This window comes from Stenotrophomonas sp. YJH_SMC_81 (genome assembly GCF_059370875.1).
Genome location: NZ_JCAFUB010000004.1, coordinates 309,863 through 334,806, shown reverse-complemented (window position 1 = coordinate 334,806; position 24,944 = coordinate 309,863). Strand labels below are relative to the sequence as shown.

At 67.4% G+C, this 24,944-nt stretch carries 29 protein-coding genes; 14 read left to right on the top strand and 15 right to left on the bottom strand.

Features of this window, described 5'->3' with window-relative positions; genetic code table 11:
* Positions 1 to 218: 218 nt before the first annotated feature.
* A complete protein-coding gene (locus tag AC5P8U_RS10995; RefSeq protein WP_447897185.1) occupies positions 219 to 995 on the bottom strand; it encodes an SDR family NAD(P)-dependent oxidoreductase in 777 nt (258 codons plus the stop codon).
* Entirely contained in the window at positions 992 to 1,312 is a 321-nt protein-coding gene (grxD, locus tag AC5P8U_RS10990; RefSeq protein ID WP_005415957.1) for a Grx4 family monothiol glutaredoxin, read from the bottom strand. Before grxD ends, AC5P8U_RS10995 begins: the two co-directional genes overlap by 4 nt.
* Positions 1,313 to 1,432: 120 nt before the next feature.
* Between grxD and AC5P8U_RS10985 the strand changes: the two genes are divergently transcribed.
* A complete protein-coding gene (locus tag AC5P8U_RS10985) occupies positions 1,433 to 2,011 on the top strand; it encodes a superoxide dismutase (RefSeq protein ID WP_032954072.1) in 579 nt (192 codons plus the stop codon).
* Positions 2,012 to 2,125: 114 nt separating this feature from the next.
* Here AC5P8U_RS10985 and AC5P8U_RS10980 read toward each other — a convergent pair whose 3' ends face one another.
* The 3 genes from AC5P8U_RS10980 to purE form a co-directional block, all read right to left on the bottom strand.
* Positions 2,126 to 2,467 carry a carboxymuconolactone decarboxylase family protein gene (locus AC5P8U_RS10980; RefSeq protein WP_088497714.1) on the bottom strand — a complete coding sequence of 114 codons (342 nt, stop codon included), beginning with the start codon at positions 2,465 to 2,467 and terminating at the stop codon, positions 2,126 to 2,128.
* Positions 2,468 to 2,592: 125 nt separating this feature from the next.
* Entirely contained in the window at positions 2,593 to 3,741 is a 1,149-nt protein-coding gene (locus AC5P8U_RS10975) for a 5-(carboxyamino)imidazole ribonucleotide synthase (protein WP_088497713.1), read from the bottom strand.
* Positions 3,738 to 4,241: a 5-(carboxyamino)imidazole ribonucleotide mutase gene (gene purE, locus AC5P8U_RS10970; protein WP_005412808.1), complete on the bottom strand. Its 504-nt coding sequence runs from the start codon at positions 4,239 to 4,241 to the stop codon at positions 3,738 to 3,740. The genes AC5P8U_RS10975 and purE overlap by 4 nt, the downstream gene beginning before the upstream one ends.
* Positions 4,242 to 4,299: 58 nt before the next feature.
* Between purE and AC5P8U_RS10965 the strand changes: the two genes are divergently transcribed.
* The 4 genes from AC5P8U_RS10965 to AC5P8U_RS10950 all read left to right on the top strand — a co-directional run bounded on the left by AC5P8U_RS10965 (position 4,300) and on the right by AC5P8U_RS10950 (position 6,933).
* Entirely contained in the window at positions 4,300 to 4,569 is a 270-nt protein-coding gene (locus AC5P8U_RS10965) for a Trm112 family protein (protein WP_005415953.1), read from the top strand.
* Positions 4,566 to 5,417: a carboxylating nicotinate-nucleotide diphosphorylase gene (nadC, locus tag AC5P8U_RS10960; protein ID WP_005415952.1), complete on the top strand. Its 852-nt coding sequence runs from the start codon at positions 4,566 to 4,568 to the stop codon at positions 5,415 to 5,417. The genes AC5P8U_RS10965 and nadC overlap by 4 nt, the downstream gene beginning before the upstream one ends.
* A 117-nt stretch (positions 5,418 to 5,534) precedes the next feature.
* Complete coding sequence (locus AC5P8U_RS10955; protein WP_072166751.1) at positions 5,535 to 6,524, top strand: DUF2272 domain-containing protein; 990 nt, start codon at positions 5,535 to 5,537, stop codon at positions 6,522 to 6,524.
* A gap of 67 nt (positions 6,525 to 6,591) precedes the next feature.
* Complete coding sequence (locus tag AC5P8U_RS10950) at positions 6,592 to 6,933, top strand: DUF3301 domain-containing protein (protein WP_495214145.1); 342 nt, start codon at positions 6,592 to 6,594, stop codon at positions 6,931 to 6,933.
* A gap of 85 nt (positions 6,934 to 7,018) precedes the next feature.
* Here the strand turns inward: AC5P8U_RS10950 and AC5P8U_RS10945 are convergent, their stop codons facing one another.
* The 7 genes from AC5P8U_RS10945 to AC5P8U_RS10915 all read right to left on the bottom strand — a co-directional run bounded on the left by AC5P8U_RS10945 (position 7,019) and on the right by AC5P8U_RS10915 (position 13,082).
* Positions 7,019 to 7,471, bottom strand: a complete 453-nt coding sequence (locus tag AC5P8U_RS10945; RefSeq protein WP_005412806.1) for a ClpXP protease specificity-enhancing factor — start codon at positions 7,469 to 7,471, stop codon at positions 7,019 to 7,021.
* 84 nt (positions 7,472 to 7,555) lie between these two features.
* Positions 7,556 to 8,191: a glutathione S-transferase N-terminal domain-containing protein gene (locus AC5P8U_RS10940; RefSeq protein ID WP_005415948.1), complete on the bottom strand. Its 636-nt coding sequence runs from the start codon at positions 8,189 to 8,191 to the stop codon at positions 7,556 to 7,558.
* A 134-nt stretch (positions 8,192 to 8,325) separates the two neighbouring features.
* Positions 8,326 to 9,075, bottom strand: coding sequence for a cytochrome c1 (locus AC5P8U_RS10935; RefSeq protein ID WP_072166753.1), 750 nt, complete (start codon positions 9,073 to 9,075; stop codon positions 8,326 to 8,328).
* Positions 9,068 to 10,327 (bottom strand): cytochrome b, encoded by a 1,260-nt coding sequence (locus AC5P8U_RS10930; protein WP_005408840.1) that lies wholly within the window; start codon positions 10,325 to 10,327, stop codon positions 9,068 to 9,070. The genes AC5P8U_RS10935 and AC5P8U_RS10930 overlap by 8 nt, the downstream gene beginning before the upstream one ends.
* A complete protein-coding gene (gene petA / locus AC5P8U_RS10925) occupies positions 10,327 to 10,947 on the bottom strand; it encodes a ubiquinol-cytochrome c reductase iron-sulfur subunit (protein WP_004151998.1) in 621 nt (206 codons plus the stop codon). The genes AC5P8U_RS10930 and petA overlap by 1 nt, the downstream gene beginning before the upstream one ends.
* Before the next feature lie 200 nt (positions 10,948 to 11,147).
* Complete coding sequence (locus AC5P8U_RS10920) at positions 11,148 to 12,068, bottom strand: lytic transglycosylase domain-containing protein (protein WP_088497708.1); 921 nt, start codon at positions 12,066 to 12,068, stop codon at positions 11,148 to 11,150.
* Positions 12,069 to 12,113: 45 nt separating this feature from the next.
* Positions 12,114 to 13,082 (bottom strand): helix-turn-helix transcriptional regulator, encoded by a 969-nt coding sequence (locus AC5P8U_RS10915; RefSeq protein ID WP_072166755.1) that lies wholly within the window; start codon positions 13,080 to 13,082, stop codon positions 12,114 to 12,116.
* Between the two features lie 80 nt (positions 13,083 to 13,162).
* Between AC5P8U_RS10915 and AC5P8U_RS10910 the strand changes: the two genes are divergently transcribed.
* Both AC5P8U_RS10910 and miaB read left to right on the top strand, forming a co-directional pair.
* Positions 13,163 to 13,783 (top strand): glutathione S-transferase family protein, encoded by a 621-nt coding sequence (locus AC5P8U_RS10910; RefSeq protein WP_088497707.1) that lies wholly within the window; start codon positions 13,163 to 13,165, stop codon positions 13,781 to 13,783.
* Positions 13,784 to 13,978: 195 nt separating this feature from the next.
* Positions 13,979 to 15,397, top strand: coding sequence for a tRNA (N6-isopentenyl adenosine(37)-C2)-methylthiotransferase MiaB (gene miaB / locus AC5P8U_RS10905; RefSeq protein ID WP_072166757.1), 1,419 nt, complete (start codon positions 13,979 to 13,981; stop codon positions 15,395 to 15,397).
* Between the two features lie 79 nt (positions 15,398 to 15,476).
* Here miaB and AC5P8U_RS10900 read toward each other — a convergent pair whose 3' ends face one another.
* From AC5P8U_RS10900 to AC5P8U_RS10890, 3 genes are read right to left on the bottom strand one after another with little or no spacing between them, the layout of a single operon-like run.
* On the bottom strand, positions 15,477 to 16,589 hold the full coding sequence (locus AC5P8U_RS10900; protein WP_227837362.1) for an ABC transporter permease: 1,113 nt from the start codon (positions 16,587 to 16,589) through the stop codon (positions 15,477 to 15,479).
* Positions 16,586 to 17,509, bottom strand: coding sequence for an ABC transporter ATP-binding protein (locus AC5P8U_RS10895; protein WP_188241117.1), 924 nt, complete (start codon positions 17,507 to 17,509; stop codon positions 16,586 to 16,588). Before AC5P8U_RS10895 ends, AC5P8U_RS10900 begins: the two co-directional genes overlap by 4 nt.
* A gap of 20 nt (positions 17,510 to 17,529) precedes the next feature.
* Complete coding sequence (locus AC5P8U_RS10890) at positions 17,530 to 18,486, bottom strand: HlyD family secretion protein (protein ID WP_447897292.1); 957 nt, start codon at positions 18,484 to 18,486, stop codon at positions 17,530 to 17,532.
* A gap of 441 nt (positions 18,487 to 18,927) precedes the next feature.
* Here AC5P8U_RS10890 and AC5P8U_RS10885 point away from each other — a divergent pair, with 441 nt between their 5' ends.
* The 7 genes from AC5P8U_RS10885 to AC5P8U_RS10855 all read left to right on the top strand — a co-directional run bounded on the left by AC5P8U_RS10885 (position 18,928) and on the right by AC5P8U_RS10855 (position 24,891).
* Entirely contained in the window at positions 18,928 to 19,914 is a 987-nt protein-coding gene (locus AC5P8U_RS10885; RefSeq protein WP_005415936.1) for a PhoH family protein, read from the top strand.
* On the top strand, positions 19,911 to 20,396 hold the full coding sequence (ybeY, locus tag AC5P8U_RS10880) for an rRNA maturation RNase YbeY (RefSeq protein ID WP_072166760.1): 486 nt from the start codon (positions 19,911 to 19,913) through the stop codon (positions 20,394 to 20,396). The genes AC5P8U_RS10885 and ybeY overlap by 4 nt, the downstream gene beginning before the upstream one ends.
* 49 nt (positions 20,397 to 20,445) lie before the next feature.
* Positions 20,446 to 21,057, top strand: coding sequence for a hypothetical protein (locus AC5P8U_RS10875; RefSeq protein WP_188241119.1), 612 nt, complete (start codon positions 20,446 to 20,448; stop codon positions 21,055 to 21,057).
* A 27-nt stretch (positions 21,058 to 21,084) separates the two neighbouring features.
* Positions 21,085 to 21,663: a hypothetical protein gene (locus AC5P8U_RS10870; protein WP_447897293.1), complete on the top strand. Its 579-nt coding sequence runs from the start codon at positions 21,085 to 21,087 to the stop codon at positions 21,661 to 21,663.
* A 64-nt stretch (positions 21,664 to 21,727) separates the two neighbouring features.
* Complete coding sequence (locus tag AC5P8U_RS10865) at positions 21,728 to 22,609, top strand: CorC family transporter (RefSeq protein WP_005408827.1); 882 nt, start codon at positions 21,728 to 21,730, stop codon at positions 22,607 to 22,609.
* Positions 22,606 to 23,862, top strand: a complete 1,257-nt coding sequence (locus tag AC5P8U_RS10860; RefSeq protein WP_072166762.1) for a lipoprotein N-acyltransferase Lnb domain-containing protein — start codon at positions 22,606 to 22,608, stop codon at positions 23,860 to 23,862. Before AC5P8U_RS10865 ends, AC5P8U_RS10860 begins: the two co-directional genes overlap by 4 nt.
* 6 nt (positions 23,863 to 23,868) lie before the next feature.
* Complete coding sequence (locus AC5P8U_RS10855; protein ID WP_065195776.1) at positions 23,869 to 24,891, top strand: magnesium and cobalt transport protein CorA; 1,023 nt, start codon at positions 23,869 to 23,871, stop codon at positions 24,889 to 24,891.
* Positions 24,892 to 24,944: the final 53 nt, after the last annotated feature.

Genomic DNA, 24,944 nt, shown 5'->3' with positions numbered 1-24,944 from the left:
GATGCGAGTTGGCGATGGCGGAAAAAAAGCGCATCCAAGCAGCCCTGCGGGTGGCTGATCGGAGAGTTATCTGGGGTTCCCTACCGCTCGGCTGAAGGCAGCCCTAACGGTTAACACTAGATTAACACGCTACGCCATCAATGTGACGGTTGTGCGACAAACGGCACCGGTTCGCAACGCAATCGTGACGGGTTCTTCACTCCGTCTTTCCACAGGGCTCACCTTTCCCGGGGCGTCTCACTGGCATCGAGAATCTGCCCGCGCCAGGTGCTCCCAGCGGCGGACAGCAGGGTCACCGCGGCGGCCGCCGCGGCTTCCGGGCCTTGCGCAGCCGGGTCCTGGTCCACGGAATAGGCGCGGGCCCGAAGCGCCGTGCGCAGGGGGCCGGGGTACAGGCCGCTGACCCGGATGGGACTGCGGCGCAGTTCATCGTGCAGGCTGGCGATCAGGCCACGCAGGCCGTGCTGGGCCACGCCATACCCCCCCCAGTAGGCCTGTCCGACCCGTTCGGGAGCATCGACCGCGAACACCAGAGCGGCATCCTCGCGTTGCCGCAGCAGCGGCAGGCAGGCCTGGGCCAGCCAGGACGGCGCGGTCAGGGTGACATGGACCGCACGGGCGAAACTGGCCGGGTCAGCCAGTTCAAACGGAGTCAGCCCGGGGAAATGCGCTGCGCAGACCAGCAGTCCATCCAGCCGCCCCAGCTCGCGCTGCAGGGCCTGGGCCAGTTCGGCATAGTCATCGGGACTGGCGCCTTCCAGGTCCAGCGGGTACAGAAGCGGTTCCGGACCGACCGCCTGGACCTGGGCATAGACCCGGTCCAGCCGGCGCGGCTTGCGTCCCAGCAGGACCACGGTGGCACCGGCTGCGGCTGCGGCGACCGCCGTGGCACTGCCCAGCCCTCCCCCGGCGCCGGCGACCAGTACGACGCGATCCTGCAACGGGCGGCCATCGATCGCCCCGTCAGTCGGTGACGTCGACGGCCAGGCACTCATCCCTGGGTCGCCTCTTCGACGATGCGCTTGAGCTCGCCGGATTCAAACAGTTCCATGACGATGTCGCAGCCGCCGATCAACTCACCGTTGATGAACAGCTGCGGGAAGGTCGGCAGATTGGAAAAGCGCGGCAGGTTGGCGCGGATCTCCGGCTCTTCGAGCACGTTGACAGTGCGCAGGGTGACGGCGCCGGCTGCCATCAACGCCTGCACGGCGCGACTGGAAAAGCCGCACATCGGGTATTGCGGGGTGCCCTTCATGAACAGCACGAGCGGGTAACGATCGACCTCGGCCTGGATTTGCTGCATTACCGCCACAACCACACTCCTTGCTTCGCCGGACAAACCGACCGTGATGGTCGGCTAGACTGCCCACGGTAGCCGCCATTGTAAGCGGATGGAACAGGCTACCGCCGTCCCCTGGCCACGAACCTGTCCATGCCCGTCGAATTGCCTGCCCTGCCCTACCTCCCCGGCTCCCTGCAGCCCCACCTGTCCGCGCAGACCGTTGAGTTGCATCACGGCCGCCACCACCGCGCCTACGTTGACGCGGTCAACGCCGGCACTCTCGGCACCGAGTGGGAGGAGGCGTCACTGGAAGAGATCGTGCGCCATGCCCAGGGCACGCTGTTCGATGCGGCCGCCCAGGCCTGGAACCACGGCTTCTATTGGCAGTGCCTGCGCCCGCGCGGCGGCGGCGAGCCGCAGGGCCGGCTGGGCGAGCTGGTCAAGCGCCAGTTCGGTGATGCGCAGCGCCTGCGCGAGGAATTCAACCGCACCGCGCTGGGCCTGTTCGGCTCGGGCTGGGTGTGGCTGGTGCAGCACCCCGGTGGTCAGCTCGGCATCCAGGCCACCCGCAACGCCGGCACGCCACTGACCGGCGAAAGCACCCCGCTGCTGTGCTGCGATGTCTGGGAGCACGCCTACTACACCGATTACCAGAATGATCGCGCGCGTTACCTGGATGCCTTCTGGCAGATGGTCAACTGGGAATTCGCCGAGAGCCAGCTGCGCTGAGGCAGCGGCTCGGTCCCGGGGTAGTGCCGGCCGCTGGCCGGCAACCCACTGGACGCACAAGGATGCCGGGGTTGCCGGCCAGCGGCCGGCACTACCGAAATGCAGAGCGGAGCGTCACGCGTTCTCGTGCGCAGCCACCGCGTCCATCACCCGCGCCGAGTACACCAGCGCCGCGCCGGCATTGAGCGACACCGCCACGCCCAGTGCTTCGGCGATTTCCTCGCGACTGGCGCCCTGCTTCAGCGCAGCGTCCACGTGCACGGTGATGCAGCCGTCGCAGCGGGTGGTCACCGCCACCGCCAATGCGATCAGCTCACGGGTCTTGGCATCCAGGTGGTTGGTCTGGGCACCGGCATTGGCCAGGGTGGCGTAGCCCTTGACCGTGTCCGGCGAGAGCTTGCCGATCTCGCCGATGCGGCCCTTCAGTTCCTTGCGGTAGGCATTCCAGTCAAGCATGGTCGTGACTCCTGTGAAAGGAGCTCCACGCTACCACCGGCAATGGTGCGCCGATGCCTGCACCGGCGCGCCACACCGTTGCAGGCATACAGGGTTGTGCCGGCCATTGGCCGGCACGCCCGGGCTCAGCGGTTGCGCAGCGCGTGCACTGCCGGCGCCACCTGAGCCTGGCGGTCCAGCTCCAGGCCGACCTGGTCCAGCGCATCGGCCAATGCAGCGGCATCATCGTCGCGCAACGTGGCGTGGCCGACCTTGCGACCTTCGCGCGGCTCCTTGCCGTAATCGTGCCAATGGCCACTGGCCTGACCCAGCACCGGCGCCGGATCGGGCATCGCGCCCAGCCAGTTCAGCATGCAGGCATGGCCGAGCATGCGGGTGCTGCCCAGTGGCAGGCCCAGCACGGCACGCAGGTGGTTCTCGAACTGCGAGGTCTCGCTGCCTTCGATGGTCCAGTGCCCGGAGTTGTGCACGCGCGGTGCCATCTCGTTGGCCAGCAGTTCGCCGTCGCGACAGAACAGCTCCAGTGCGAACACGCCCACATACTGCAGGTGCTCGGCGACGCGGCGGGCATAGCCGATCGCTGCCTGCCGCTCGGCGTCGGACAGCACCGCTGGTGCCACGCTGGCCGACAGCACGCCGTCGACATGCCAGTTGCCGGTGACCGGCCAGGCTTCGAAGCTGCCATCGCGGCCACGCACGGCCACCACGCTGACCTCGCGTTGGAAGGCCACGAAGCCCTCCAGGATCAGTCCGGTGCGCTCCGCCTGGGCACCGAGCGCATCCCATGCGGCGTCGATGTCGGCTTCGCTGCGCAGGCGGAACTGACCCTTGCCGTCGTAGCCGAGGCGGCGGGTCTTGAGGATGCACGGCAGGCCGAACTCAGCCGCCTTCGCCGCCAGCTCGTCGCGGTTACGGATGTCGGCGAAGGCCGGCAGCGGAATACCCAGCTGCTGGAACAGGGTCTTCTCGCTCAACCGGTCCTGGGCCACCGCCAGCGCGGCCGGCGGCGGATAGACCGGCACGCGGTCGGCCAGGAACTGTGCACTGTCGGCAGGTACGTTCTCGAAATCGAAGGTGACCACATCGACCTTGGCGGCGAAGTCCGCCAGGGCCTGGCGGTCATCGAAGGCGCCCACGGTGAGCGGCGCCAGCGGGCCGCTGCAGGCGTCGGCGGCCGGGTCGTACAGTTCGAAGCGAAGCCCCAGCGGCGCACCGGCCAGGACCATCATGCGGGCGAGCTGGCCGCCGCCCAGGATGCCGACGGTCAGGCTCATTGGCGCGGATCGTCGTGGGCCATCACGTCTTCGGTCTGGCGTGCACGGAAGGCATCGAGCGCCTGGCCGATCGCCGGCTGGTCGCTGGCCAGCATCGCCGCCGCGAACAGCGCGGCGTTGGAGGCGCCGGCGTTGCCGATGGCGAAGGTGGCGACCGGGATGCCGGCCGGCATCTGCACGATCGACAGCAGGGAATCCATGCCGTTGAGGGCTTTGGACTGCACCGGCACACCCAGCACCGGCACGGCGGTCTTGGCCGCGATCATGCCTGGCAGGTGCGCGGCCCCGCCGGCACCGGCGATGATCGCGCGCAGGCCACGCGGGCCCGCCTGCTCGGCGTAACTGAACAACACATCCGGCGTCCGATGCGCGGACACCACCTTCACTTCGAACGGAACACCCAGGGCTTCAAGCTTCTGGGCGGCGTGCTGCATGGTTTCCCAGTCGGAACGGGAACCCATGACGATGCCGACAAGCGGCGCGATCGGGTTGGGGGTCATTGGCCGTCACCTGCCTTAAAGACGTATTCTAGCCGTCTTCCACGCAAGACGAAGAACCATGGATCGCAAGCTGCTCGACCTGCTGGTGTCCCCGGACACCCGCCAGCCCCTGTCCCTGCTGGATGGCAAGGGCCTGGAAGCCCTCAACAAGGCCATTTCCGCCGGCACGGTGACCAAGGCCGATGGCAACCCGCTGGCGCAGCCGCTGCGCGAGGCGCTGGTCACCCGTGACCGCAAGCAGGTGTTCCGCGTCGACGACGGCATCCCGGTGCTGCTGGCCGAGGAAGCCATTCCGACCGCCCAGATCGCCGACTTCCCGGCCGCATGAGCACGCTGCCGACGCCGGATGCGGCCGTTGTCGCCGCCGATGTCGCGCGCGCGCTGGCCGAGGACCTGGGCAGCGGTGACGTCACCGCCGCCCTGCTCCCCGACCAGGCCGACAGCGCCTACCTGCTGTGCAAGCAGGATGCGGTGATCGCCGGGCGGCCCTGGTTCGACGCCACCCATCGCGCGCTCGACCCTGACGTGCGCATTGAATGGCACATCGCCGAAGGCGATGCCGTCACCGCCGGCACCGTGCTGGCCCTGCTGCACGGGCGCAGCCGCAGCCTGGTCAGTGCCGAGCGCACATCGCTGAACTTCCTGCAGACGCTGTCCGGCACCGCGACCACCACTGCCCGCTACGTGGCTGCGGTGGCCGGTACCGGTACCCGCATCCTCGACACCCGCAAGACCCTGCCCGGCCTGCGCCTGGCACAGAAGTACGCGGTGCGCTGCGGCGGCGGCGAGAACCATCGCTTCGGCCTGTACGACACGGTGATGCTGAAGGAGAACCACATCCGTGCTGCCGGTTCGCTGGCCGCGGCGGTGGCCGCCGCACGCCGGCAGTGGCCTGCGCTGCCACTGGTGGTCGAGGTCGAAGACCTGGCACAGCTGCGCCAGGCGCTCGAAGCCGGTTGCGAACGCATCCTGCTGGATGACTTCAGTCCCGACCTGCGCCGCGAGGCGGTGCGCATCACGGCCGGGCGCATTCCGCTGGAAGTCTCCGGCAGCGTCGGCCTGGGCGGCCTGCGTTCGATCGCCGAGGATGGCGTCGATTGCATCTCCATCGGCGGGCTGACCAAGCATGTGCAGGCCATCGATCTGTCGTTGAAGCTGGGCCCGCCGCCGGCTTGAGGCCTACGCGACCTTGTGGAGCCGAGCGTAGGCTCGCCTCTACACGACCCGGGCGCCTTCACGGCTCGGCTACGCCAGCCTCTGCGACGCTGCGGGCATCCCCCACAGGAGCCGCGCATGCGCCGGATGCTCTTGCCTGCCTGTCTGCTGCTCGCGGCAGCCCCCTTGTCCGCCGCAGCCGCTGAAGCCTGCGATGTCCCTCCCCGCTTCGGCCTGAGCCCATTGGCGGTGGCCATCCGCAATACCGCCTGCAATGAACACCGGCTCTGGTTCCGGCCCTTCATCGATCGCGATGGCCGCGCGGCGAGTCTGAGTGTCACCGAGGCCGAGAACGAACACCTGGCCGACAACGGGCTGATTGCCTGGCAGCGCGTGGCCGGCTACTGGCGCAACAGCGGCACGCTCAACGCGATGGGCAGCATCGCCGGTGCCAGCAGCTGCGTGGCACCGCTGGGTACGCGCTACACCGACAGCGACTGCCGCGCCTTCCTGATCGACAATCCGTGGTCGGCCGCTTTCATTTCCTGGGTGATGGTGCAGGCCGGCGTTCCCGGCTTCAACACGTCGCCGCGCCACATCGACTACATCCGTGCCGCGTACCAGGGCGGCCCCTCGGGCGTGCCGTACCGGCTGGTCGATCCCGCGACCGCAAAGCCCGCACCGGGCGATCTGTTGTGCTTCCTGCGCGACCGCAGCACGACGCTCAGCTACAGCGGGCTGGTGCAGGCGCTGGGCAACGGTTCGGTGGGCCACTGGAAATCGCATTGCGAAGTGGTGGTGGCTGCCAACCTGGGGGGCGACCAGACCCTGTACCTGGTCGGTGGCAACGTGATGAACACCGTGGCAATGCGCCTGCTGCCGCTGGACCGTACCGGATTGATCAAGCTGCCCCCGGCACGCGAACGCAACAGCACCGGCATCGACCCCAGCTGCACGCCGGGCCGCGAGGACGAATGCAGCTTCAACCGCCAGGACTGGGCGGCCCTGCTGCAGTTGACCGCGACCGCGCCATTGGTGATGCCGTCACCCTCCGCAGCGCCGATGCAGGCCGTACCGGCCAACGCGCCCGCAGCACCGATGACGGGCCAGCCACCGCCGAGCCGGTGATACCCGTGCTTGATCCAGCGCGCGTTCGCCGCCATCTTTGCCGGATCGACCTCTGACGGCTGACGCCATGCCTACCCTGCTGCTGTTGCTGATTGCCGGCGGAATCATCTACTTCTTCTGGAACGCCGCACGCTCGGCCGCCGAGCGCGCGGTCAAGCTGGGACGCAATGCCTGCCGCGCCGCCGACGTGCAGTGGCTGGACCAGGCGGTGCACGCCACCGGCCTGCGACTGTCGCGTGGCGAGGATGGCCGGCTCGGTTTCGAGCGCACCTTCAAGTTCGAGTATTCCTACGATGGCATCGATCGCCACGTGGGCCGCATGGTGCTGCGTGGCGACCAGCTGATTTCGTTCACCGGCCCCGGTGCCGCGCGGATCAGCCAGATCCGGCCGGATGCCGAGGATGCCTAGGGTTTGAAGATGTGCCGGCCAACGGTCGGCACCCACCGCCAAACGGGCAAAGAAAAACGCCGCCCATCGGGCGGCGTCGGAATGGTTACTTGACCACGCGCAGGTTCGGGCGGCCCTTCGGTGGCGGACTGGCCGGCGGCGTGTCGTCCGGCGGCGTGCCTTCCTCGTGCAGCAGCTCATCGCTGGTCGGTGCGGTTTCGTTGCCCGGAATGTCATCCGGCAATGCCATGCCCTGCCCGGTCTCGCGGGCGTAGACCGCCAGCACGGCGCTGATCGGCACCTGCACCGGGTAGCTGGTTCCGGAGAAGCGGGCCGAGAAGCTCACCATTTCGTTGTCGATCATCAGCCGCACGACAGCACGTTCGGCGATGTTGAGCACGACCCGGCCATCCTTGACCGCCGAAGGCGGGACCTGCACGCCGGGGACGCCGGCGTCGACCAGGATGTGCGGGGTCAGCTGGTTGTCGTTGATCCATTCCACCAGCGCCCGCAGCAGGTACGGGCGGTGGCTGGTCATGTGGAAGAAGTCTTCGGTCATGCGTGAAGTGTACGCGCCCGGCGCCCCGCCGGGGCGGATCGTCTGCACGCCGGTCGGCCTGCAGACGGGTAACGCGGGGACGGATCAGACCGGCAGATCGCGCAGTTTCTTTTCCTGCTCGGTCAGGCTGCGGACAAATCCGGGATGGCGGAAGATGCGGTTGCCGTAGTCCTCGATCGCCTTGCCATCCTTCGGCAGCGGCACATCCAGCGACTGCAGGCGCCAGATGATCGGCGCCATCGCGCAGTCGGCCAGGCTCATTTCCGGATTGAGGAAGAACTTGCTGGCCTTGAACAGCGGCAGCGAGGCGGTCAGCAGTTCCTTCAGGCGCTTGCGCCCGGCCTCGGCCTGGGTCTTGTTGCCCAGCTGGATGGCCTGCACCTGCGGCACCCAGTCGTGCTCGATGCGCAGCATGGCCAGGCGGATGCGCGCACGCGACAGCGGGTCGACCGGCATCAGTGGCGGATGCGGGTAGCGCTCATCCAGGTACTCGCTGACCACCGACGCGGCGTACAGCACCAGCTCGCGTTCGACCAGGGTCGGCACCGAGTGGTACGGATTGAGGTCGATCAGGTCTTCAGGCGGGTTCTGCGGATCGACCGGAACGAAGTCGAAGGTGACGCCCTTGGCCGCCAGGACCAGGCGTACACGGTGGCACAGTACGTCGTCGTTCGAGGAAAACAGCGTCAGTGTATTGCGCATGCGTACGCTCGCCGCCATCAAAGGCTCTCCCACGACAGGAGACCGCCTGCCGCATCGGCGCCGCCGGCACCGTGCCAGCGGTCGACTCCTCCCCGAGTGTGCAACCGACCATCACAAAAGCCAATAGGCCCACGCGATGGCCGGCGCCAGAATCAGTGAACGTCCTTCCAGTATTCCTTCTTCAGCAGATACAGCAGGAAGGTCAGCAGGGCCAGGAACAGGATCACCCACACGCCCAGCTGCTGGCGCTTGAGTGCGGCCGGTTCGCCGGCGTATTCGAGGAAGTTGGTGATGTCCCGCACGGCCTGGTCGTACTGCCCGGCATCGACCGATCCCGGCGTTTCAATCTTCAGGCCGGTCACCGGCGGGTCCATGCCGGGCGCTTCCGCCTTGCCGTGCACCGCATGCTGCAGCCCCTGCATCTCCCACAGCGGGTTGGGCATGGAGGCGTTGGCGAACAGCGCGTTGTTCCAGCCCAGCGGGCGGCTGCTGTCCAGATAGAACGACTTGAGATAGGTGTAAACCCAGTCACTGCCCCGCACGCGCGAGATCAGGCTGAGATCGGGCGGCATCTTGCCGAACCACTTCTCCGCGTTTTCCTTGGGCATCGCCACCGGGATCGGGTCGCCGATCGCCGAGCCGGTGAAGTTGAGGTTGTTCATCACCTCTTCTTCGGTCAGGCCCAGGTCCTGCGCCATCCGCGAGTAGCGCAGGTACTTCAGCGCATGGCAGCCGGAGCAGTAGTTCATGTACAGCTGCGCACCCCGCTGCAGCGAGGCGCGGTCACCGAGGTCGTTGCCGGCCTGCAGCAGCGTGGTGCCGCCCTCGGCGGCGGAGGCCAGGAAACTGCCCAGCATCAGGGTGGCCGTCAGGGCCAGCCGGACCATCCAGCGCTCAGTCATGCGTGGTCACCCTCTCCGGTACCGGCTTGGTCTTGTCCAACCTTGTCCATAGCGGCATGGTGATGAAGAACGCGAAGTACAGGAAGGTCAGCACCCGCCCGATGTAGGTTTCATGCACGTCGGTGCCCGGGCCGGAGCCGATCACGCCCAGCCACACGAAGCACACCGCCAGCACGCCCAGCATCACCTTCGAGATCCAGCCGCGGTAGCGCACCGACTTTACCCTGGCCTTGTCCAGCCACGGCACCAGGAACAGGATCGCAATGGCCGAGAACATGACCAGCACGCCACCGAGCTTGTTCGGTACCACGCGCAACATCGCGTAGTACGGCGTGTAGTACCAGACCGGCTTGATGTGTTCGGGGGTCACCAGGCGGTTGGCCTCGGTGAAGTTGTCGTGTTCCAGGAACAGGCCGCCGAAGCCCGGTGCGAAGAAGATGATGAAGGCGGCGATGATCAGCAGGAAGCCGGCGCCGACACCATCCTTGAGCGTGTAGTACGGGTGAAACGGAATACCGTCGGCCGGCGCATTCGGCGACCAGCGGTTGCCCTTCGGTCCTTTCTTGATCTCCACGCCATCGGGGTTGTTCGACCCCACTTCGTGCAGCGCGCCCAGATGCAGCACCACCAGCAACAGCAGCACCAGCGGCAGTGCGATGACGTGCAATGCGAAGAAGCGGTTGAGCGTGGCGTCACTGGGCAGGTAATCGCCCATGATCCATTCGGTCAGGCCGTTGCCGATCACCGGTATCGCGCCGAACAGCGAGATGATCACCTTGGCGCCCCAGAACGACATCTGGCCCCACGGCAGCACATAGCCCATGAAGGCTTCGGCCATCAGCACCAGGTAGATCAGCATGCCCAGGATCCACACCAGCTCGCGCGGCTTCTGGTAGCTGCCGTACAGCAGGCCGCGGAACATGTGCAGGTAGACCACGATGAAGAACAGCGAGGCGCCCGTGGAGTGCATGTAGCGGATCAGCCAGCCCCACTCCACATCACGCATGATGTATTCGATGGAGCCGAACGCCTCCGCGGCGCTGGTCTTGTAGTGCATCGTCAGGAAGATGCCGGTGACGATCTGGTTGACCAGCACCAGCAGTGCCAGCGAGCCGAAGTAGTACCAGATGTTGAAGTTCTTCGGCGCGTAATACTCGCTGACGTGCTTGCGATAGACCGGCATCAGGCCCGGCGCGCGGGCATTGACCCAGTCGGCGACGCCGCTGGCGGTACGGCTGAGGATATTGGCCATCAGGCAGCCCCCTGCGGATCGACACCGATGATGATGGTGTTGTCGTCCTGGTAGTGGTGCGCGGGCACCTTCAGGTTGATCGGCGCCGGCACATCCTTGAAGACGCGGCCGGACATGTCGAAGCGCGACTTGTGGCAGGGGCAGAAGTAGCCCCCCTTCCACTGCGGGTCATAGGGCTCGGGCCGGATCTCGGCGACCATTTCCGGCGAGCAGCCCAGGTGCGTGCACAGGCCGACCAGCACGGAGATGTCCGGCTTGATCGAGCGCAGCTCGGGGTTCTGCTTCAGCACGTAGTCCGGCTGCTGGTCCTTCTCGCCGGACTCGGGGTCCTTGAGGCGGCCATCCAGCCCGTGCAGTGCATCCAGGATCGCCTTGGACCGCTTGACGATCCAGATCGGCTGGCCACGCCACTCCACGATCAGGCGTTGGCCTTCCTGCAGGGCGCTGATGTCGGCCACGACCGGTGCACCGGCAAGCTTGGCGCGGGCACTGGGGTTCCAGGATTTGATGAAAGGAACGGCGGTGAATCCGACGCCGACGGCGCCAACCACAGCAGTGGTGGCAGAAAGAAAACGCCGACGTCCGGTGTTGACTGGATCGTGTACCCCATCGTTGGCCATCCGGCACTCCGATATTGATTAGGTAGCTTTAAGGCTGCCAGCGGATCCGGTGGGGGCCAGAGCCGCATTGAATCATGGGCGAGTGTAGCGGAACCGTCGCGCGCCACACAACGCATTGCAACAACATTGATTACGGGGTTGCCGGCCAGCGGCCGGTCGGTACCGGCCATTGCCCAGGGGTTGCCGGCCAGCGGCCGGCACTACTGGTGTGACAATGCGGTGCGGTAACGCTCGGCCAGCTGCCCAACCCGGCGCACGTAGTACTGGGTCTCGCTGTAGGGCGGCACGCCACCGTGGCGGTCGACCGCGCCTTCGCCGGCGTTGTAGCCGGCCGCGGCCAGGGTCAGGTCGCCATTGAAGCGCTTCAGCAACCACGCAAGATACTGCACGCCACCACGGATGTTCTGCCCCGCATCATAGGAATCGCTGACCCCGAAGCGCGCGGCTGTCGGCGGCATCAGCTGCATCAGCCCCTGCGCGCCGGCGCGGCTGAGCGCGGTCGGGTTGTAGGCCGATTCGGCGTGGATGATGGCACGCACCACGGCCTCCTCGACGCCGAACTCGCGTGCCGCCGAGGTGATCTCGGCCTGGAACGCGGTGGTGTTCAGGCGCACCGAACCGAAGTCCACGCGCGGGTTGACGCCGCACGCGTAGCAGCGCTCCATGAAACTGTAGCGGATGGTGCGCACCGGACCGAGGTTGGCCACCTGGGTCGGCCGCGCACTGGTGTAGTGGCGCACCCCATCCTTCATGAAGGAATAGACGTGGCCGCTGACCATCCGCCCGGCCCGCGAGGCCGTCGGTGCCGCGGCAGGCGCGGGTGCAGCAGGCGTCGGCGCGACCGCAGCGGGCGCAGCAGCGCTGGCCGCCACAGCGACCGGATTGCGTTCGATGCTGGCCACCGAGGTCGGCGCAGGCTTCGGTGCGGCCACCACGGGGCGCGGTGCCGGGCGGGTATCGCGGCTGTAGCTGATGCTGCTGCAGCGCGCGCCGGCCACTCGCTTGCTCACGTAGCTGGTGACCCCGTCGGCGCCCTGGCACTTGTACAGGGTGCCGGCGCTGGCCGGCGCAGCGGTCAGCGCAGCGATGATGATCGCCGTTGTCCCCAGTATCCCCTTCATGCCGCGAGTGTCCCAGCTTCGCCGGGGCTTGCCAAGCGACGCGGCTCAGCCTGTGACCGGCGGCACAGCCAGCACCTGGCCCAATCCGGCCAAACGCTGTGCCAGCTCATCGCGCAGGCCCGGCGGTGTGGTCCACAACGCCACCGGCACCCGGTCCAGGCTGAGGATCTGCGCCAGCATCATGCCGCCGCTCTCGGCGCCCATGCGCAACAGGCAATGGTCGGCGCCATCAGCCTCCAGCACCCCACACCACGGCGGGATGCGCCCTTCCAGCTCGGTGCGGCTGCCGGCCAGGCGGACGATGGCCTGCAGCGCGAAGGGCGCCTGGCTGACCGCCTGCCGCACCATCACGTCCGGGGGCGCGGGCGTGCGTCGATGCATGCCCGGCCCGGCGCATTCGCGCACCGCGCCCATCCGGTCCACGCGCAGGGTGCGCCAGTCCTGCCGGCCCAGATCCCAGGCCAGCAGGTACCAGCGCCGCCCATAGTTGACCAGGTGCTGCGCCTCGACCTCGCGCTGGGTCACCGCCTCCTGCGCACTGCGGTACTCGAAGGCCAGCCGTGACGCCTGCCGGCAATGCTGGGCCAGCCGTCCCAGCAGGCGTGCGTCGGTGGAGGGAAGGTCGGACAGGGTGGCCGTCGCCGCATGCACCTCGCCGGCCTGCTGGCGGCGACGGGTCGGCACCAGCGGGTCGAGCTTGGACAACAGGCCCCGGGCGGTGTCGTCGATGCCAGCGACGGTCGCGGACGCGGCCCGCAGCGCGATCGCCAGGGTGGTCGCCTCTTCCTCGTCCAGCAGCATCGGCAGTACCGGTGCCCCGGCCCCCAGCTGATAGCCGCCACCGACCCCCGACGAGGCCCGGACCGGATAGCCCAGTTCGCGCAGCCGCTCGATATCACGCCGGATGCTGCGCCGGTCCACGCCCATGCGCTCGGCCAGCTCAGCCCCGGACCACTGGCGGCGGGCCTGCAGCAGGGCGATCAGGCGCAGCAGTCGATGGGCGGTATGGCGCATGAAGAATCGAGGACAGAAGTCGTCCGCAATGGTGCCCCAGGATGGCTTCCAGTTCACCACCCACCGCAAGGAGCAATGCCATGACCTCACGCCAGATCACCCTTTATCACGCCGCCCGATCCCGCTCGAGCGGCGCCGTGGCCCTGCTCGAAGCGCTGGGTGCCGACTACCGCATGCAGGTGCTGGACCTGAAGGCCGGCGCCAACCTGGCCCCGGCCTATCTGGCCATCAACCCGATGGGCAAGGTGCCGGCCATCGTCCACAACGGCGCGCTGGTGACCGAACAGGTGGCCATTTATCTGTACCTGGCCGACCTGTATCCGGAAGCCGGGCTGGCGCCGCCGATCGGCGATGCCCTGCGCGGGCCCTACCTGCGCTGGATGGCCTTCTACGGTGCCTGTTTCGAGCCGGCGATGATCGACAAGGCGATGCACCGCGAGCCGCCGCCGCGCATGATGTCGCCGTACAACGACGCCGAGACCGTGCTGCAGGTGGTCGAGGCCCAGCTGGCACAGGGTCGCTACCTGCTCGGCGAGACGATGAGTGCCGCCGACGTGCTGTGGGGCAATGCGCTGGCCTGGACCACGGCCTTCGGTCTGGTGCAGCCTGCGCCGGCCACGGCTGATTACATCGCACGGATGAGCGCGATGACCGCCTTCGACCGTTCGCGGCAGATCGATGCGGAGCTGGCGGCGGCATAAGCAGCGCCGGCTGGCTTTCCTTGTAGAGCCGAGCCCACGCTCGGCTGGCTTCAGTAGAGCCAGGCCATGCCAGGCTGCCCCATGGGAAGCGGGAAGAGCAGCCGAGCGTGGGCTCGGCTCTACAAGGGCGCGGCGGCTGGCGCGGGATGCGGGTAGAATTGCCCGCTTTCCCGCCACCCGAATGGATTAAGCGCCATGACCGGGACGCCAGACGTCTTTCCGCCCGCCACCCCGGGCGGTACCCCGCTCGTTGCCCTGCCCGCTGGTCCGCGCAAGCCCGACCAGGTCAAGGGCAAGCTGTACATCAAGACCCACGGTTGCCAGATGAACGAGTACGACTCGGCCAAGATGGCTGACGTGCTTGCCGCCAGCGATGGCCTGGAACTGACCGACAGCCCGGACGACGCCGACGTCATCCTGGTCAACACCTGCTCCATCCGCGAGAAGGCGCAGGAGAAGGTGTTCAGCCAACTCGGCGTGTGGAAGGGCCTGAAGAACAAGGGCCGCGAGGTCATCATCGGCGTGGGCGGCTGCGTTGCCTCGCAGGAAGGCGAAGCGATCATCAAGCGCGCCCCGTTCGTGGACCTTGTGTTCGGCCCGCAGACCCTGCATCGCCTGCCGGAACTGATCCGCGCGCGGCGCGAGCAGAAGCGCCCGCAGGTGGACATCAGCTTCCCCGAGATCGAGAAGTTCGACCGCCTGCCCGAGCCACGCGCCGAAGGTGCCTCGGCGTTCGTGTCGATCATGGAAGGCTGTTCCAAGTACTGCTCGTTCTGCGTGGTGCCCTACACCCGCGGCACCGAAGTCAGCCGCCCGTTCGAGGACGTGGTGGTGGAAGTGGCGCAGCTCGCCGCGCAGGGCGTGCGCGAGATCAACCTGCTCGGCCAGAACGTCAACGCCTATCGCGGCCCATATGGAGACGGTGAGTTTGCCGACCTCGGCCTGCTGATCCGCACCATCGCCGAGATCGATGGGGTCGGCCGCATCCGCTTCACCACCTCGCACCCGCTCGAGTTCAGCGATTCGCTGATCGACGCGTTCCGCGACGTTCCGCAGCTGGCCAACTTCCTGCACCTGCCGGTGCAGGCCGGCAGCGACCGCGTGCTGTCGGCGATGAAGCGCGGCTACACCGCGCTGGAATTCAAGTCGAAGATCCGCAAGCTGCGCGCGGTGCGCCCGGACATTTCCATCAGCTCGGACTTCATCGTCGGCTTCCCCGGCGAGACCGATGCCGACTTCGAGAAGACCATGAAGCTGATCGAGGACATCGGCTTCGACCACAGTTTCTCCTTCATCTATTCGCGTCGACCGGGTACACCGGCGGCCGATCTGGAGGACACGATCAGCGATGCCGAGAAGCACGCTCGCCTGTCGCGCCTGCAGGAGCGCATCAATGCGCACGCCGCCAGCATCTCGCAGAAGATGGTCGGTACCGTGCAGACCGTGCTGGTGGAAGGGCCGTCGCGCAAGAACCCGAACGAACTGACCGGCAAGACCGAGAACATGCGGTCGGTGAATTTCCCGGCGCCTGCGCGGTTGATCGGCCAGTTCGTGGATGTGCTGATCACCGAAGCGCTTACCAACTCGCTGCGTGGGCGCGTGGTGGCGGAATAAGGCTAGGGTGTGCCGACCAACGGTCGGCACCCACCGGAAATGATGCCGGCCAGCGGCCGGCACTACCGAATGACAGGCCTCAATCCAGGCGCTTGCGGAAACGCAGGATCGCCAGCGTCATCATCACCACGATGAAGGCCAGCAGCGCCAGCGCGTCGTGCCACAGCTCCCATAGCGAGGCGCCGCGCAGCATGATGCCGCGCACCAGACGCAGGAAGTGGGTCAGCGGCAGCACTTCGGCCAGCCACTGCACCGGCCGCGGCATGCCGGCGAACGGGAACATGAAACCCGACAACAGGATCGACGGCAGGAACAGGAACAGCGTCATCTGCATCGCCTGGAACTGCGAACGCGCGCGCGTGGAGATCAGCAGGCCCAGCGCCAGGTTGGCCAGCACCAGCAGCACTGCGGCCAGGTAGATGTCGAGCAGGCTGCCGCGGATCGGCACCTGGAACAGCCAGGTGCCCAGCACCAGCACCAGCGTGGTCTGCAGCAGGCCGATGGCTGCATAGGGCAGCACCTTGCCGACCATCAGTTCGCTGCGCGATACCGGCGTGGCGATCAGCAGTTCCATGTTGCCGCGCTCGCGCTCGCGTACCACCGCCACCGCCGTGAACATCACCAGGGTCATGGTCAGGATCACCCCGATCAGGCCGGGCACGATGTTCACCGCCGAGCGCCGTTGCGGGTTGTAGAAACTGGTCACGCTGACCTGGCCACTGGCAATGCTGCCTTCGCGCAACGGCCGCGTATTGCTGGTCGGGCGCGTATCCAGTGGCACCTGCGCCAGCTGGATCGCCGCACTCTGCACCACGGTATCGCTGCCATCGACCAGTACCTGTACCGCTTCGCGTCCATCGAAGCGGCGACGCTCGAAGTCGGCCGGCACCACGATGCCGACGCTGATCTCGCCGCGGCGCAGCGCCTGCATCAGCTGGTGCGGGCTGTACGCTTCAGTACGCGGCGTGATCACCCCGGTGGCGACCATGTCCTGCACCAGCGCGCGTGAGGCGGCGCTGTTGGCCTGGTCGGCGATACCCGCATCGAGGTGGCGCAGGTTGAGGTTGATCGCATACCCGAACAGCAGCAGCTGCATCACCGGAATGCCGACGATCATCGCCAGCGTGATGCGGTCGCGGCGCAGCTGCCGCAGCTCCTTGAGCATGATCGCCCACAGCCTGCGCAGGTTCATGCCGCTGGCTCCCTGCCACGGCCACGGGTGGCGGCCACGAACACGTCCTCCAGGTTCGGCGCCACGCTATCGATATGCGCTTGCGGGTCGGCGCTGGCCAGCGCGCGCCGCAGCGCCGCGACATCCGCTGCGCCTTCGTTGCACAGCACGCGCAGATGGGTGCCGATCTGCGCCACGCTCAGCACGCCGGGCAGCTCGGCCAGCACGCGGCTGGCCTGGCGTGGCTGCGATGACGTGACCTGCAGCGTTCGTCCTTGCAGCCGTGAACAGAGCTCGGCCGGCGTGCCGTCGGCCACCAGTGCGCCGCGATCAAGGATCGCCAGGCGATGGCAGCGCTCGGCTTCGTCCATGTAATGGGTCGACACCAGCACCGTGGTTCCCGCGTCGGCCAGTTCAAACAGGGCCTCCCAGAAATCGCGGCGCGACTCGGGATCGACCGCGCTGGTCGGCTCGTCCAGGAACAGCAGTTCGGGCGAATGCACCACGGCGCCGGCCAGGGCCAGGCGCTGCTTCTGCCCGCCGCTGAGCGTACCGGCCAGCTGCGGCTGCCGGTCCTGCAACCGGTACTGCTGCAGCAGCGCATCGACCCGTTGCCGGGCCTGGTTGCGCGGCAAGTCCTGGATGGCGGCGAGGAATTCCAGGTTCTCGCGTACCGACAGGTCTTCGTACAGCGAGAAGCGCTGGGTCATGTAGCCGATGCGCCGGCGCAGTGCTTCGGCCTGCTCGGGAACCGCCAGGCCCAGCACCTCGATCTGCCCCGCACTGGGTTCCAGCAGGCCGCACAGCATGCGGATGGTGGTCGACTTGCCTGACCCGTTCGGGCCCAGGAAGCCGTACACCTGCCCGCGCGGGACGGTCAGGTCGACCTTGTCCACGGCCAGCAGTTCACCGAAGCGGCGGGTCAGGCCCTGCGCATGCACCGCGATGTCCGCACCGGTGTTCAGAAGCGCACCTGCACCGGCAGTCCGGCCGGAAGCTTCTGCATGTCGCTGGCTGCATCCACGTCGATCTCGGCGAGGTAGCTCAGGCGCTCGACGTCATCGCCGGTCAGTGCGTAGTACGGGGTGAATGAAGGCTCGCTGCGGATCGCGCGCACATGGCCCTTCAGTACGGTGCTTCCTCCCTCCAGCTGTATCTGCGCCGGCTGACCGACCTTGACCTGCAGGCGCAGCGGCTGCGGCAGGTAGACGCGCGCATAGGGGCGCTCGCCGACCAGCATCACCGCCAGCGGCGCCCCGATCGGTGCCTGGTCACCCTGCCGGTAGGGCAAGGCATCGATCACGCCATCGCGCGGTGCGCGCAGCTGCAGCTTCTGCAGGTTGACGCCCTGCACCACCTGCTGCGCCTGTGCGGCGTCGGCGGCCGCCTGGCCCTGGGCGATGTCCTGCGCGCGACTGCCGTGCACCCGTTCCAGCCAGGCCTGCTCGGCGGCACGCACGCTGGCCGCGGCATTGCCGGCGGCCGCCCGTGCAAGGTCCAGCTCGGCGGCGGCGATCAGGCGCTGGCGTGCCAATGGTTGCACCCGACGATAGTAGGCAGTGGCCTCAGCAGACTGCGCGCGCAACGCGGCCAGTTGTGCCTGGGCCTGTGCGATCTGTTCCTGGCGCGGGCCAAGCTTCAGCTCTTCCAGCTGGGCCTGCGCGCGCGCCGTGTCGGCCTGCGCCGCCGCGAACTGCGCGTCGCCGCGGGCGGGGTCGAGCTGCATCAGCACGGCCCCGGCCTTGACCCGCTGGCCCTCGCGCACCTCCACCGTGGCGATCACCTCGGCCGCCGGCGCCGGCACCGTGATCCGGTCCCACTCCAGCGTGCCCAGCGCCGTTGGCGTTGACTGCCCACAGCCCGCCAGCAGGCCGATGCCCGCCAGCCCGAGTCCACGCATCCCGTTGCCGATGCCCATGCCATTCCCTCCTGCGACGGCGACACGGTGCCACCTGCCCCGTGCACCCTCAATGATTCCGATCAGCCCTGACGGTTTTTTCGCCACGCGCGGACAGGCCTTTTGCTGCAAGGTTCCTCGCCACCTATCCACAGCTTGATTCAGCATCATTCCACAGCCGGTGTGGAGAACCGGACGGGGGCAGCCGTACTGGGTGCCTGGCAGCGGAAGATGCGCTGCCGTCACAGGCGCCGGCCGACCGTGACGGTTTTTTCACCACCACCTCATCCGCCTTGTGGCACAAGCACTGCGAAGGCCTATCCACAGCTTTTCGCGCCCCCCGTCCACACCGGGTGTGGAAAACCGCGTATCGGCCCGCCGCTGGCCGCATGCCCGGTACGCGCGTAACCTTGTCACCCCGAGTCCATCGCGGTGGACGGCGACCCCGCCCCACCCCAAGCAATGAAAAGCATCGATCATCGAGACTTCACCCTGTCGCCGGAAGACAACGAGCGACTGGCCAACCTGTGCGGCCCCTTCGATGGGCACCTGCGCCAGATCGAGCTGAAGCTCGGCGTGGAGATCGCCAATCGTGGCTTCGTGTTCCGCATCAGCGGGCCCAACGAAGCCATCGTGGAGGCGCAGAAGCTGGTTGAAGCGCTGTACGCCGAAGCCGGCGAAACCACCTTCGACAACCACGCCATCCACCTGCGCCTGGCGCAGGCCAACGTCGAGCAGATCGCCGAGCGCTCCTACGAAGCGCAGGACGTGGCGATCAAGGTCAAGCGTGGCACGGTACGCGGCCGCGGCGCCAACCAGGGCCGCTACCTGCACCAGATCGCCACGCATGACATCAACTTCGGCATCGGCCCGGCGGGAACCGGCAAGACCTTCCTGGCCGTGGCCAGCGCGGTCGAAGCACTGAACGAGTCGCGGGTGCAGCGCCTGATCCTGGTGCGCCCGGCGGTGGAAGCCGGCGAGAAGCTGGGCTTCCTGCCCGGCGACCTGAGCCAGAAGGTCGACCCCTATCTGCGACCGCTGTACGACGCCCTGTACGAGATGATGGGCGTGGAAAAGGTGGTCAAGCTGCTGGAGAAGAACGTCATCGAGATCGCGCCGCTGGCCTACATGCGCGGCCGCACGCTCAACGATGCGTTCGTGATCCTGGACGAGGCGCAGAACACCACCATCGAGCAGATGAAGATGTTCCTGACCCGCCTGGGCTACGGCTCCACCGCGGTGGTCACCGGTGACCTGACCCAGACCGACCTGCCCAAGCACGTGAAGTCCGGCCTGCGCGACGCCATCGATGTGCTGCGCGAGGTCGAGGGCGTCAGCTTCACCTTCTTCGAATCCCGCGACGTGGTCCGGCATCCGCTGGTGGCGCGCATCGTCAGCGCCTACGACCGCCGCGACCTGCATCAGATCCAGCCTGGAGCGACGCCATGACCCGTGGTCCCGTGCGACTGGACGTCGCCGTCAGTTATGCCCTGCCGCGTACCGGGCTGCCGGCGGCAGTGAGCTTCCGCAAGTGGGTGGCCGCTGCGTTGAAGGGCCGCATCCGCGAGGCCGACCTGGCCATCCGCGTGGTCGATGCCAAGGAAGGCCAGTCGCTGAACCGCCATTACCGTGGCAAGGACTACGCCACCAACGTGCTCAGCTTCCCGGCCGAAGTGCCCGAAGGTCTGCCCAAGGGCGTCAAGTTCCCGCTGCTGGGTGACCTGGTGATCTGCGCACCGGTGGTGGCGCGTGAAGCCGACGAACAGGGCAAGGCGCTCAATGCCCACTACGCGCACCTGACCGTGCACGGCGTGCTGCACCTGCTTGGCTGGGACCACGAGGACGACAAGGAGGCCGAGGCGATGGAACAGCTGGAGCGCGAGATCCTGGCCGAGCTGGGCATTGACGACCCGTACGCGGGCGAGCGCTAAGGCCGGCCCAAGGGATATGCTTGCCCCGACCGATATCGGGAGAACAGGGATGATCTTCGAGGATGGCCGGGTTTCGTTGCTGATCGGCAGTGCGGGGCTCGCTTTGCTGTTGATACTCGGCGCGCATGCCGTGCGCCGTGTCAGTGCATGCGACCCCAGCGGGCAGCACTGGCTGCTGCGCACGCTGGCACTGCTGTCACCGGCGTCCGTCATTGCCAGCCTGGCGGTCGGCGTGATCGGGCCTCAGCTGCTGCAACAGCGGCACGGAATGAGCACCACGATGGGCCTGGTGACGAGCGCGCTGCTGCTGATGCTGATTGGCGCGCTCACCGCGCCGGTGGCCTGGCGCGTGGCGGTCCAGCAGCGCCTACGGCGCTCGGTGGCGACCTTGCCGTTCTTCCATGCATCAACCGCCTCACTCTGGCTGTTGTACGCGCTCTGCGCGACGTACATGCCACTGGCAAAGGCCGCCGAACCGGCACTGATGCCCTGGTTCGAACAATCGGGCCTGCTGCAGTTGGCGGCTCGCGGATTGGTCACGGTCCTCCACGCTTCGATGCAGGCGGTGCTGCTCACCCTGCCGGTGATGGGGCTACGCGCCCTGCTGACCCGCGGCCGCCGCAGCAGCAAGGCTGAGAAACCGCCCCCGTCACAGTTATGATGTCCGGCCCGCCTGCGGAACCTACCCGTGTCCCTGCGTTGCTGCCTGTCCCTGCTGTGTGCCTTTGCGGTGCCTTCTGCCCTCGCCTCCAGTCTTGACCTGCCGGCGCTGATCGAATGCCGCCAGGGCGTGGCCGAGCAGACAGCGCTGGCGCCGCTGCTGGCCGATCCGCTGAAGGCCGTGGCCCGGGGCCTGCAGCCGCTGCCGCAGGGCAACCAGTTCATGAGCGAGTACCGGCTGGCCAGCCCGATCACCGTCTTCGGCCAACAGACCGAGCGGGTAGCGGTGGCCGGCGCCAGCATCATGGCCGTCCTCGACCAGGCCGACCCTCGGCCTCTGGCCAAGCGGCTGGCGCTGGAGACCGGCTACGACCAGAACGGCAAGTTCATGGCCGGCCGCGAGCTGGTCAGCCGCGACGTTACCGACCCGCAGAGCGGCGAGGCCCAGATCGAGTCGATCATCCTCAGCGTCTCCACCGTGGCCTCCCATCCGGGGAAAACGCTGGCCGGCTGTACCTACAGCTTGGACCTGCCTGAAGAAGAAGCCCCTGCCCGGCCTGAACTGGCCCCGCCGCCGATCACCGGACCGGGCAGCGACGGTCACTGACAGGCCGCCACATCCTGCTAGACTTGGGCCAACGCCCGGCCTGCCGGGTGCCTTTTTTCCAGAGATGTCAGAAGACGACAGTAGTAGCTCCCCTGCGGAGCACAGTGAAAAGAAGCGCGGTTGGCTTGAACGCCTGACCTCGGCCTTCTCCGGCGAACCCCACACCCGCGACGAGCTGGTCGCTGTCCTGCACACCGCGCAGGAAGAGGGTCTGATCGCCGCCGATACCCTGAAGATGATGGAAGGCGCCATTTCGGTGGCCGAGCTGACCGTGGGCGACGTGATGATCTCGCGCTCGCAGATGGTCTCGCTGCCGGTCGAAGCGCCCTTCCTGGAACTGATGAAGCAGGTGGTCGAATCGGGCCATTCGCGCTTCCCGGTGCACGGCGAGAACAAGGACGACATCCTTGGCATCCTGCTGGCCAAGGACCTGCTGCGCGGCGTGGTCGCCGACAACGGCCCGGCCAACGTGCGCGAGCTGCTGCGCCCGGCGGTGCTGATCCCGGAGGCGAAGAAGCTGAACGTGCTGCTGAAGGAGTTCCGCCTGTCGCGCAACCACATGGCCATCGTGGTCGACGAGTACGGCGGTGTCGCCGGCCTGGTCACCATCGAGGACGTGCTGGAGCAGATCGTCGGCGAGATCGACGACGAGCACGACGAGGCCGAGGATCCGTCCGCGCAGATCGCCATCCAGTCCGACGGCCAGTACGTAGTCGACGCGCTGACCCCGATCGGCGACTTCAACGAGCGCTTCGGCGCGACGTTCTCCGACGAGGACTACGACACCATCGGTGGCCTGGTCACCGAGGCCGTGGGCCATCTGCCGGAAGTCGGCGATGAGCTGGCGCTGGACCGCTTCATGTTCCGCGTGGCCCGCGCCGATGCGCGCCGGGTGCAGGCCTTCCACGTGACCGTGCTGCCGCCGGACGCGCAGGACGACGCTTGAAGCGCCGCGGTCTGATCCTGACGGCGTGGCTGGCACTGTGTGTGCTGGCCATGACCATGGCCCTGCCACTGGCCGCCTTCGCGCAGCCGGCGGCAGCCGTGCCCGCACCTGCCACCGCCAACGCCGAGGCCCCGGTCCCGCGTATCGGCGTGGTGACCATGCAGCCGGGCACCGTGTTCTTCGAACGCTTCGGGCATGATGCCATCGTGGTGATCGATCCGCTCAGCGGCCAAGCGACCTCATACAACTTCGGCTACTTCGATCCGTCCGAGGACGATTTCATCAGCCGCTTCGTGCGCGGCGACATGATGTATTACCTGGTGGCGCTACCGCTGCAGCAGGACCTGTCGTACTACGACGAGACCGGCCGCGGTGCCAGCGTGCAGTGGCTGGACCTGCGCCCCGACCAGGCGCGTGCCCTGGCCGCTGACCTGGCCGAGCGGGCCAAGCCGGAAAACGCGCGCTACCACTACGACTACTACACCGCCAACTGCGCCACGATGGTACGCGACACGGTGGACAAGGCGCTGGGCGGTGGCCTGCAGTCGCAGTTGTCGGGGCGTTCGCGCGGCAACACCTACCGCAGCGAGTCGGTGCGCTTGGCCTCGCCCGCCCCGTGGATGTGGCTGGGCTTCGATGTCGGCCTGGGGCCGTTTGCCGACCAGCCGCTGTCGCGCTGGCAGGAAGCGTTCGTGCCGATGCGCCTGGCCGATGCGCTGCGCCAGGCACGCAACAGCGATGGCCGGCCGCTGGTGCAGTCCGAACAGGAACTGCTGCCACACCGCATCGATCCGGAGCCGAAGGAATTCGCGCGTCGCTGGTGGCCGTGGCTGCTGCTTGGTCTGGCCGTGGCCGGCGGCGTGCTGGTGCTGCGCAACCGCCCGCGCCTGCTGGCCGGGCTGGCCCTGCCGTTCTGGCTGCTGTGCGCCATCGCCGGCAGCCTGCTGGTGTTCCTGTGGGGCTTCAGCATCCACTACGCCGCCTGGGCCAACCGCAACCTGCTGCTGCTTTCGCCGGTGGCCGTGCTGCTGCTGCCCGGAGCAATCAGCCTGCTGCGCCGGCGCGTGCCGGGCCGCATGTTCAGGGTCGTGCTGTGGCTGCTGGCAGTGCAGGCCGTGGCGGCGCTGGTGCTGCACTGGCTGAGCCTGCAGGCGCAGTACAACGTGCAGTGGATCGTGCTGCTGCTGCCCGTCCACGTCGCGCTGGCGTGGGTACTGGGGCGCCATCCTCACTTGTCCGAAACACGGCGCTGACGCACGATGGCGGGCATGTCATTGCCCGCCTCCGCTTCCGCCCCGGCTTCAGCCAACCCCGCCTGCGTCATCAACTGCGTCCACTACGATGACGAGGGCAAACGCCACGACATCACCCTGGACGCCATCAGCGATGTCATTGCCAGTGGCAATGGCTTCGTCTGGGTCGGCCTGTACGACCCCAACGACGATGTGCTGCTGAAACTGCAGGAGGAGTTCTGCCTGCACGACCTGGCCATCGAGGATGCGCGCAACGCGCACCAGCGGCCCAAGGTCGAGACCTACGGCAATTCGATGTTCGTGGTGGTGACCACCGCGCAGATGGTCGACGAGCGCATCCAGTATGGCGAAACCCATGCCTTCCTCGGCCCGCGCTTCCTGGTAACGGTGCGCCACGGCGCCTCGCTGTCCTACGCGCCGGTACGTGCTCGGGTCGAGCGTGAGCCGCAGCTGCTGAAGATGGGCCCGTCGTACTGCCTGTACGCGGTGACCGACTTCGTGGTCGACAATTACCTGCCGATCGTGCACCGCTTCCGCGACACCCTGGACCTGCTGGAAAAGGACATCTTCGCCGAGAACTACAAGCGCAGCACCGTGGTGCGCCTGTACGAGCTCAAGCGCGAACTGAACAAGATGCGGATGGCGGTGGCGCCGCTGCAGGATGTGCTGGCCCAGCTGCGCCGCTACCAGGGCGAGCTGGTTCCGGACGAAGTGAAGCTGTACATCCGTGACGTGCACGACCACGCGGTACGCATCAGTGATGTGATCGACACCCTGCGCGAGATGCTGGGCACCGCGCTCAGCGTGAACCTGTCGCTGGTGACGCTGGCGCAGGGCGAGACGGTCAAGCGCCTCGGTGCGTGGGCCGCGCTGCTGGCGGCACCGACGCTGATCACCAGCTGGTACGGGATGAACTTCAGCCACATGCCGGAGCTGAGCCAACCGTGGGCCTACCCACTGATGATCGTTGGTGTGGGCGGCGTCTGCGTGGGCCTGTACCGGTTGTTCAAGCGCGCAAAGTGGTTGTGACCCGCTGGTGGTAGTGCCGGCCGCTGGCCGGCAACCAGGGCAATGCCGGCCAG

What these genes read in the sequence shown, in the direction of transcription:
- AC5P8U_RS10920 (WP_088497708.1), bottom strand. Translation starts at nt 12,068, where the DNA reads ATGAAGGGGATACTGGGGACAACGGCGATCATCATCGCTGCGCTGACC.
- ybeY (WP_072166760.1), top strand. Translation starts at nt 19,911, where the DNA reads ATGACCCGTGGTCCCGTGCGACTGGACGTCGCCGTCAGTTATGCCCTG.
- AC5P8U_RS10945 (WP_005412806.1), bottom strand. Translation starts at nt 7,471, where the DNA reads ATGACCGAAGACTTCTTCCACATGACCAGCCACCGCCCGTACCTGCTG.
- AC5P8U_RS10935 (WP_072166753.1), bottom strand. Translation starts at nt 9,075, where the DNA reads ATGACTGAGCGCTGGATGGTCCGGCTGGCCCTGACGGCCACCCTGATG.
- AC5P8U_RS10875 (WP_188241119.1), top strand. Translation starts at nt 20,446, where the DNA reads ATGATCTTCGAGGATGGCCGGGTTTCGTTGCTGATCGGCAGTGCGGGG.
- AC5P8U_RS10980 (WP_088497714.1), bottom strand. Translation starts at nt 2,467, where the DNA reads ATGCTTGACTGGAATGCCTACCGCAAGGAACTGAAGGGCCGCATCGGC.
- AC5P8U_RS10885 (WP_005415936.1), top strand. Translation starts at nt 18,928, where the DNA reads ATGAAAAGCATCGATCATCGAGACTTCACCCTGTCGCCGGAAGACAAC.
- AC5P8U_RS10955 (WP_072166751.1), top strand. Translation starts at nt 5,535, where the DNA reads ATGCGCCGGATGCTCTTGCCTGCCTGTCTGCTGCTCGCGGCAGCCCCC.
- AC5P8U_RS10855 (WP_065195776.1), top strand. Translation starts at nt 23,869, where the DNA reads ATGGCGGGCATGTCATTGCCCGCCTCCGCTTCCGCCCCGGCTTCAGCC.
- AC5P8U_RS10915 (WP_072166755.1), bottom strand. Translation starts at nt 13,082, where the DNA reads ATGCGCCATACCGCCCATCGACTGCTGCGCCTGATCGCCCTGCTGCAG.
- AC5P8U_RS10910 (WP_088497707.1), top strand. Translation starts at nt 13,163, where the DNA reads ATGACCTCACGCCAGATCACCCTTTATCACGCCGCCCGATCCCGCTCG.
- AC5P8U_RS10975 (WP_088497713.1), bottom strand. Translation starts at nt 3,741, where the DNA reads ATGAGCCTGACCGTCGGCATCCTGGGCGGCGGCCAGCTCGCCCGCATG.
- miaB (WP_072166757.1), top strand. Translation starts at nt 13,979, where the DNA reads ATGACCGGGACGCCAGACGTCTTTCCGCCCGCCACCCCGGGCGGTACC.
- AC5P8U_RS10940 (WP_005415948.1), bottom strand. Translation starts at nt 8,191, where the DNA reads ATGGCGGCGAGCGTACGCATGCGCAATACACTGACGCTGTTTTCCTCG.
- nadC (WP_005415952.1), top strand. Translation starts at nt 4,566, where the DNA reads ATGAGCACGCTGCCGACGCCGGATGCGGCCGTTGTCGCCGCCGATGTC.
- AC5P8U_RS10890 (WP_447897292.1), bottom strand. Translation starts at nt 18,486, where the DNA reads ATGGGCATCGGCAACGGGATGCGTGGACTCGGGCTGGCGGGCATCGGC.
- AC5P8U_RS10995 (WP_447897185.1), bottom strand. Translation starts at nt 995, where the DNA reads ATGAGTGCCTGGCCGTCGACGTCACCGACTGACGGGGCGATCGATGGC.
- purE (WP_005412808.1), bottom strand. Translation starts at nt 4,241, where the DNA reads ATGACCCCCAACCCGATCGCGCCGCTTGTCGGCATCGTCATGGGTTCC.
- AC5P8U_RS10985 (WP_032954072.1), top strand. Translation starts at nt 1,433, where the DNA reads ATGCCCGTCGAATTGCCTGCCCTGCCCTACCTCCCCGGCTCCCTGCAG.
- AC5P8U_RS10950 (WP_495214145.1), top strand. Translation starts at nt 6,592, where the DNA reads ATGCCTACCCTGCTGCTGTTGCTGATTGCCGGCGGAATCATCTACTTC.
- AC5P8U_RS10930 (WP_005408840.1), bottom strand. Translation starts at nt 10,327, where the DNA reads ATGGCCAATATCCTCAGCCGTACCGCCAGCGGCGTCGCCGACTGGGTC.
- AC5P8U_RS10865 (WP_005408827.1), top strand. Translation starts at nt 21,728, where the DNA reads ATGTCAGAAGACGACAGTAGTAGCTCCCCTGCGGAGCACAGTGAAAAG.
- petA (WP_004151998.1), bottom strand. Translation starts at nt 10,947, where the DNA reads ATGGCCAACGATGGGGTACACGATCCAGTCAACACCGGACGTCGGCGT.
- AC5P8U_RS10900 (WP_227837362.1), bottom strand. Translation starts at nt 16,589, where the DNA reads ATGAACCTGCGCAGGCTGTGGGCGATCATGCTCAAGGAGCTGCGGCAG.
- AC5P8U_RS10965 (WP_005415953.1), top strand. Translation starts at nt 4,300, where the DNA reads ATGGATCGCAAGCTGCTCGACCTGCTGGTGTCCCCGGACACCCGCCAG.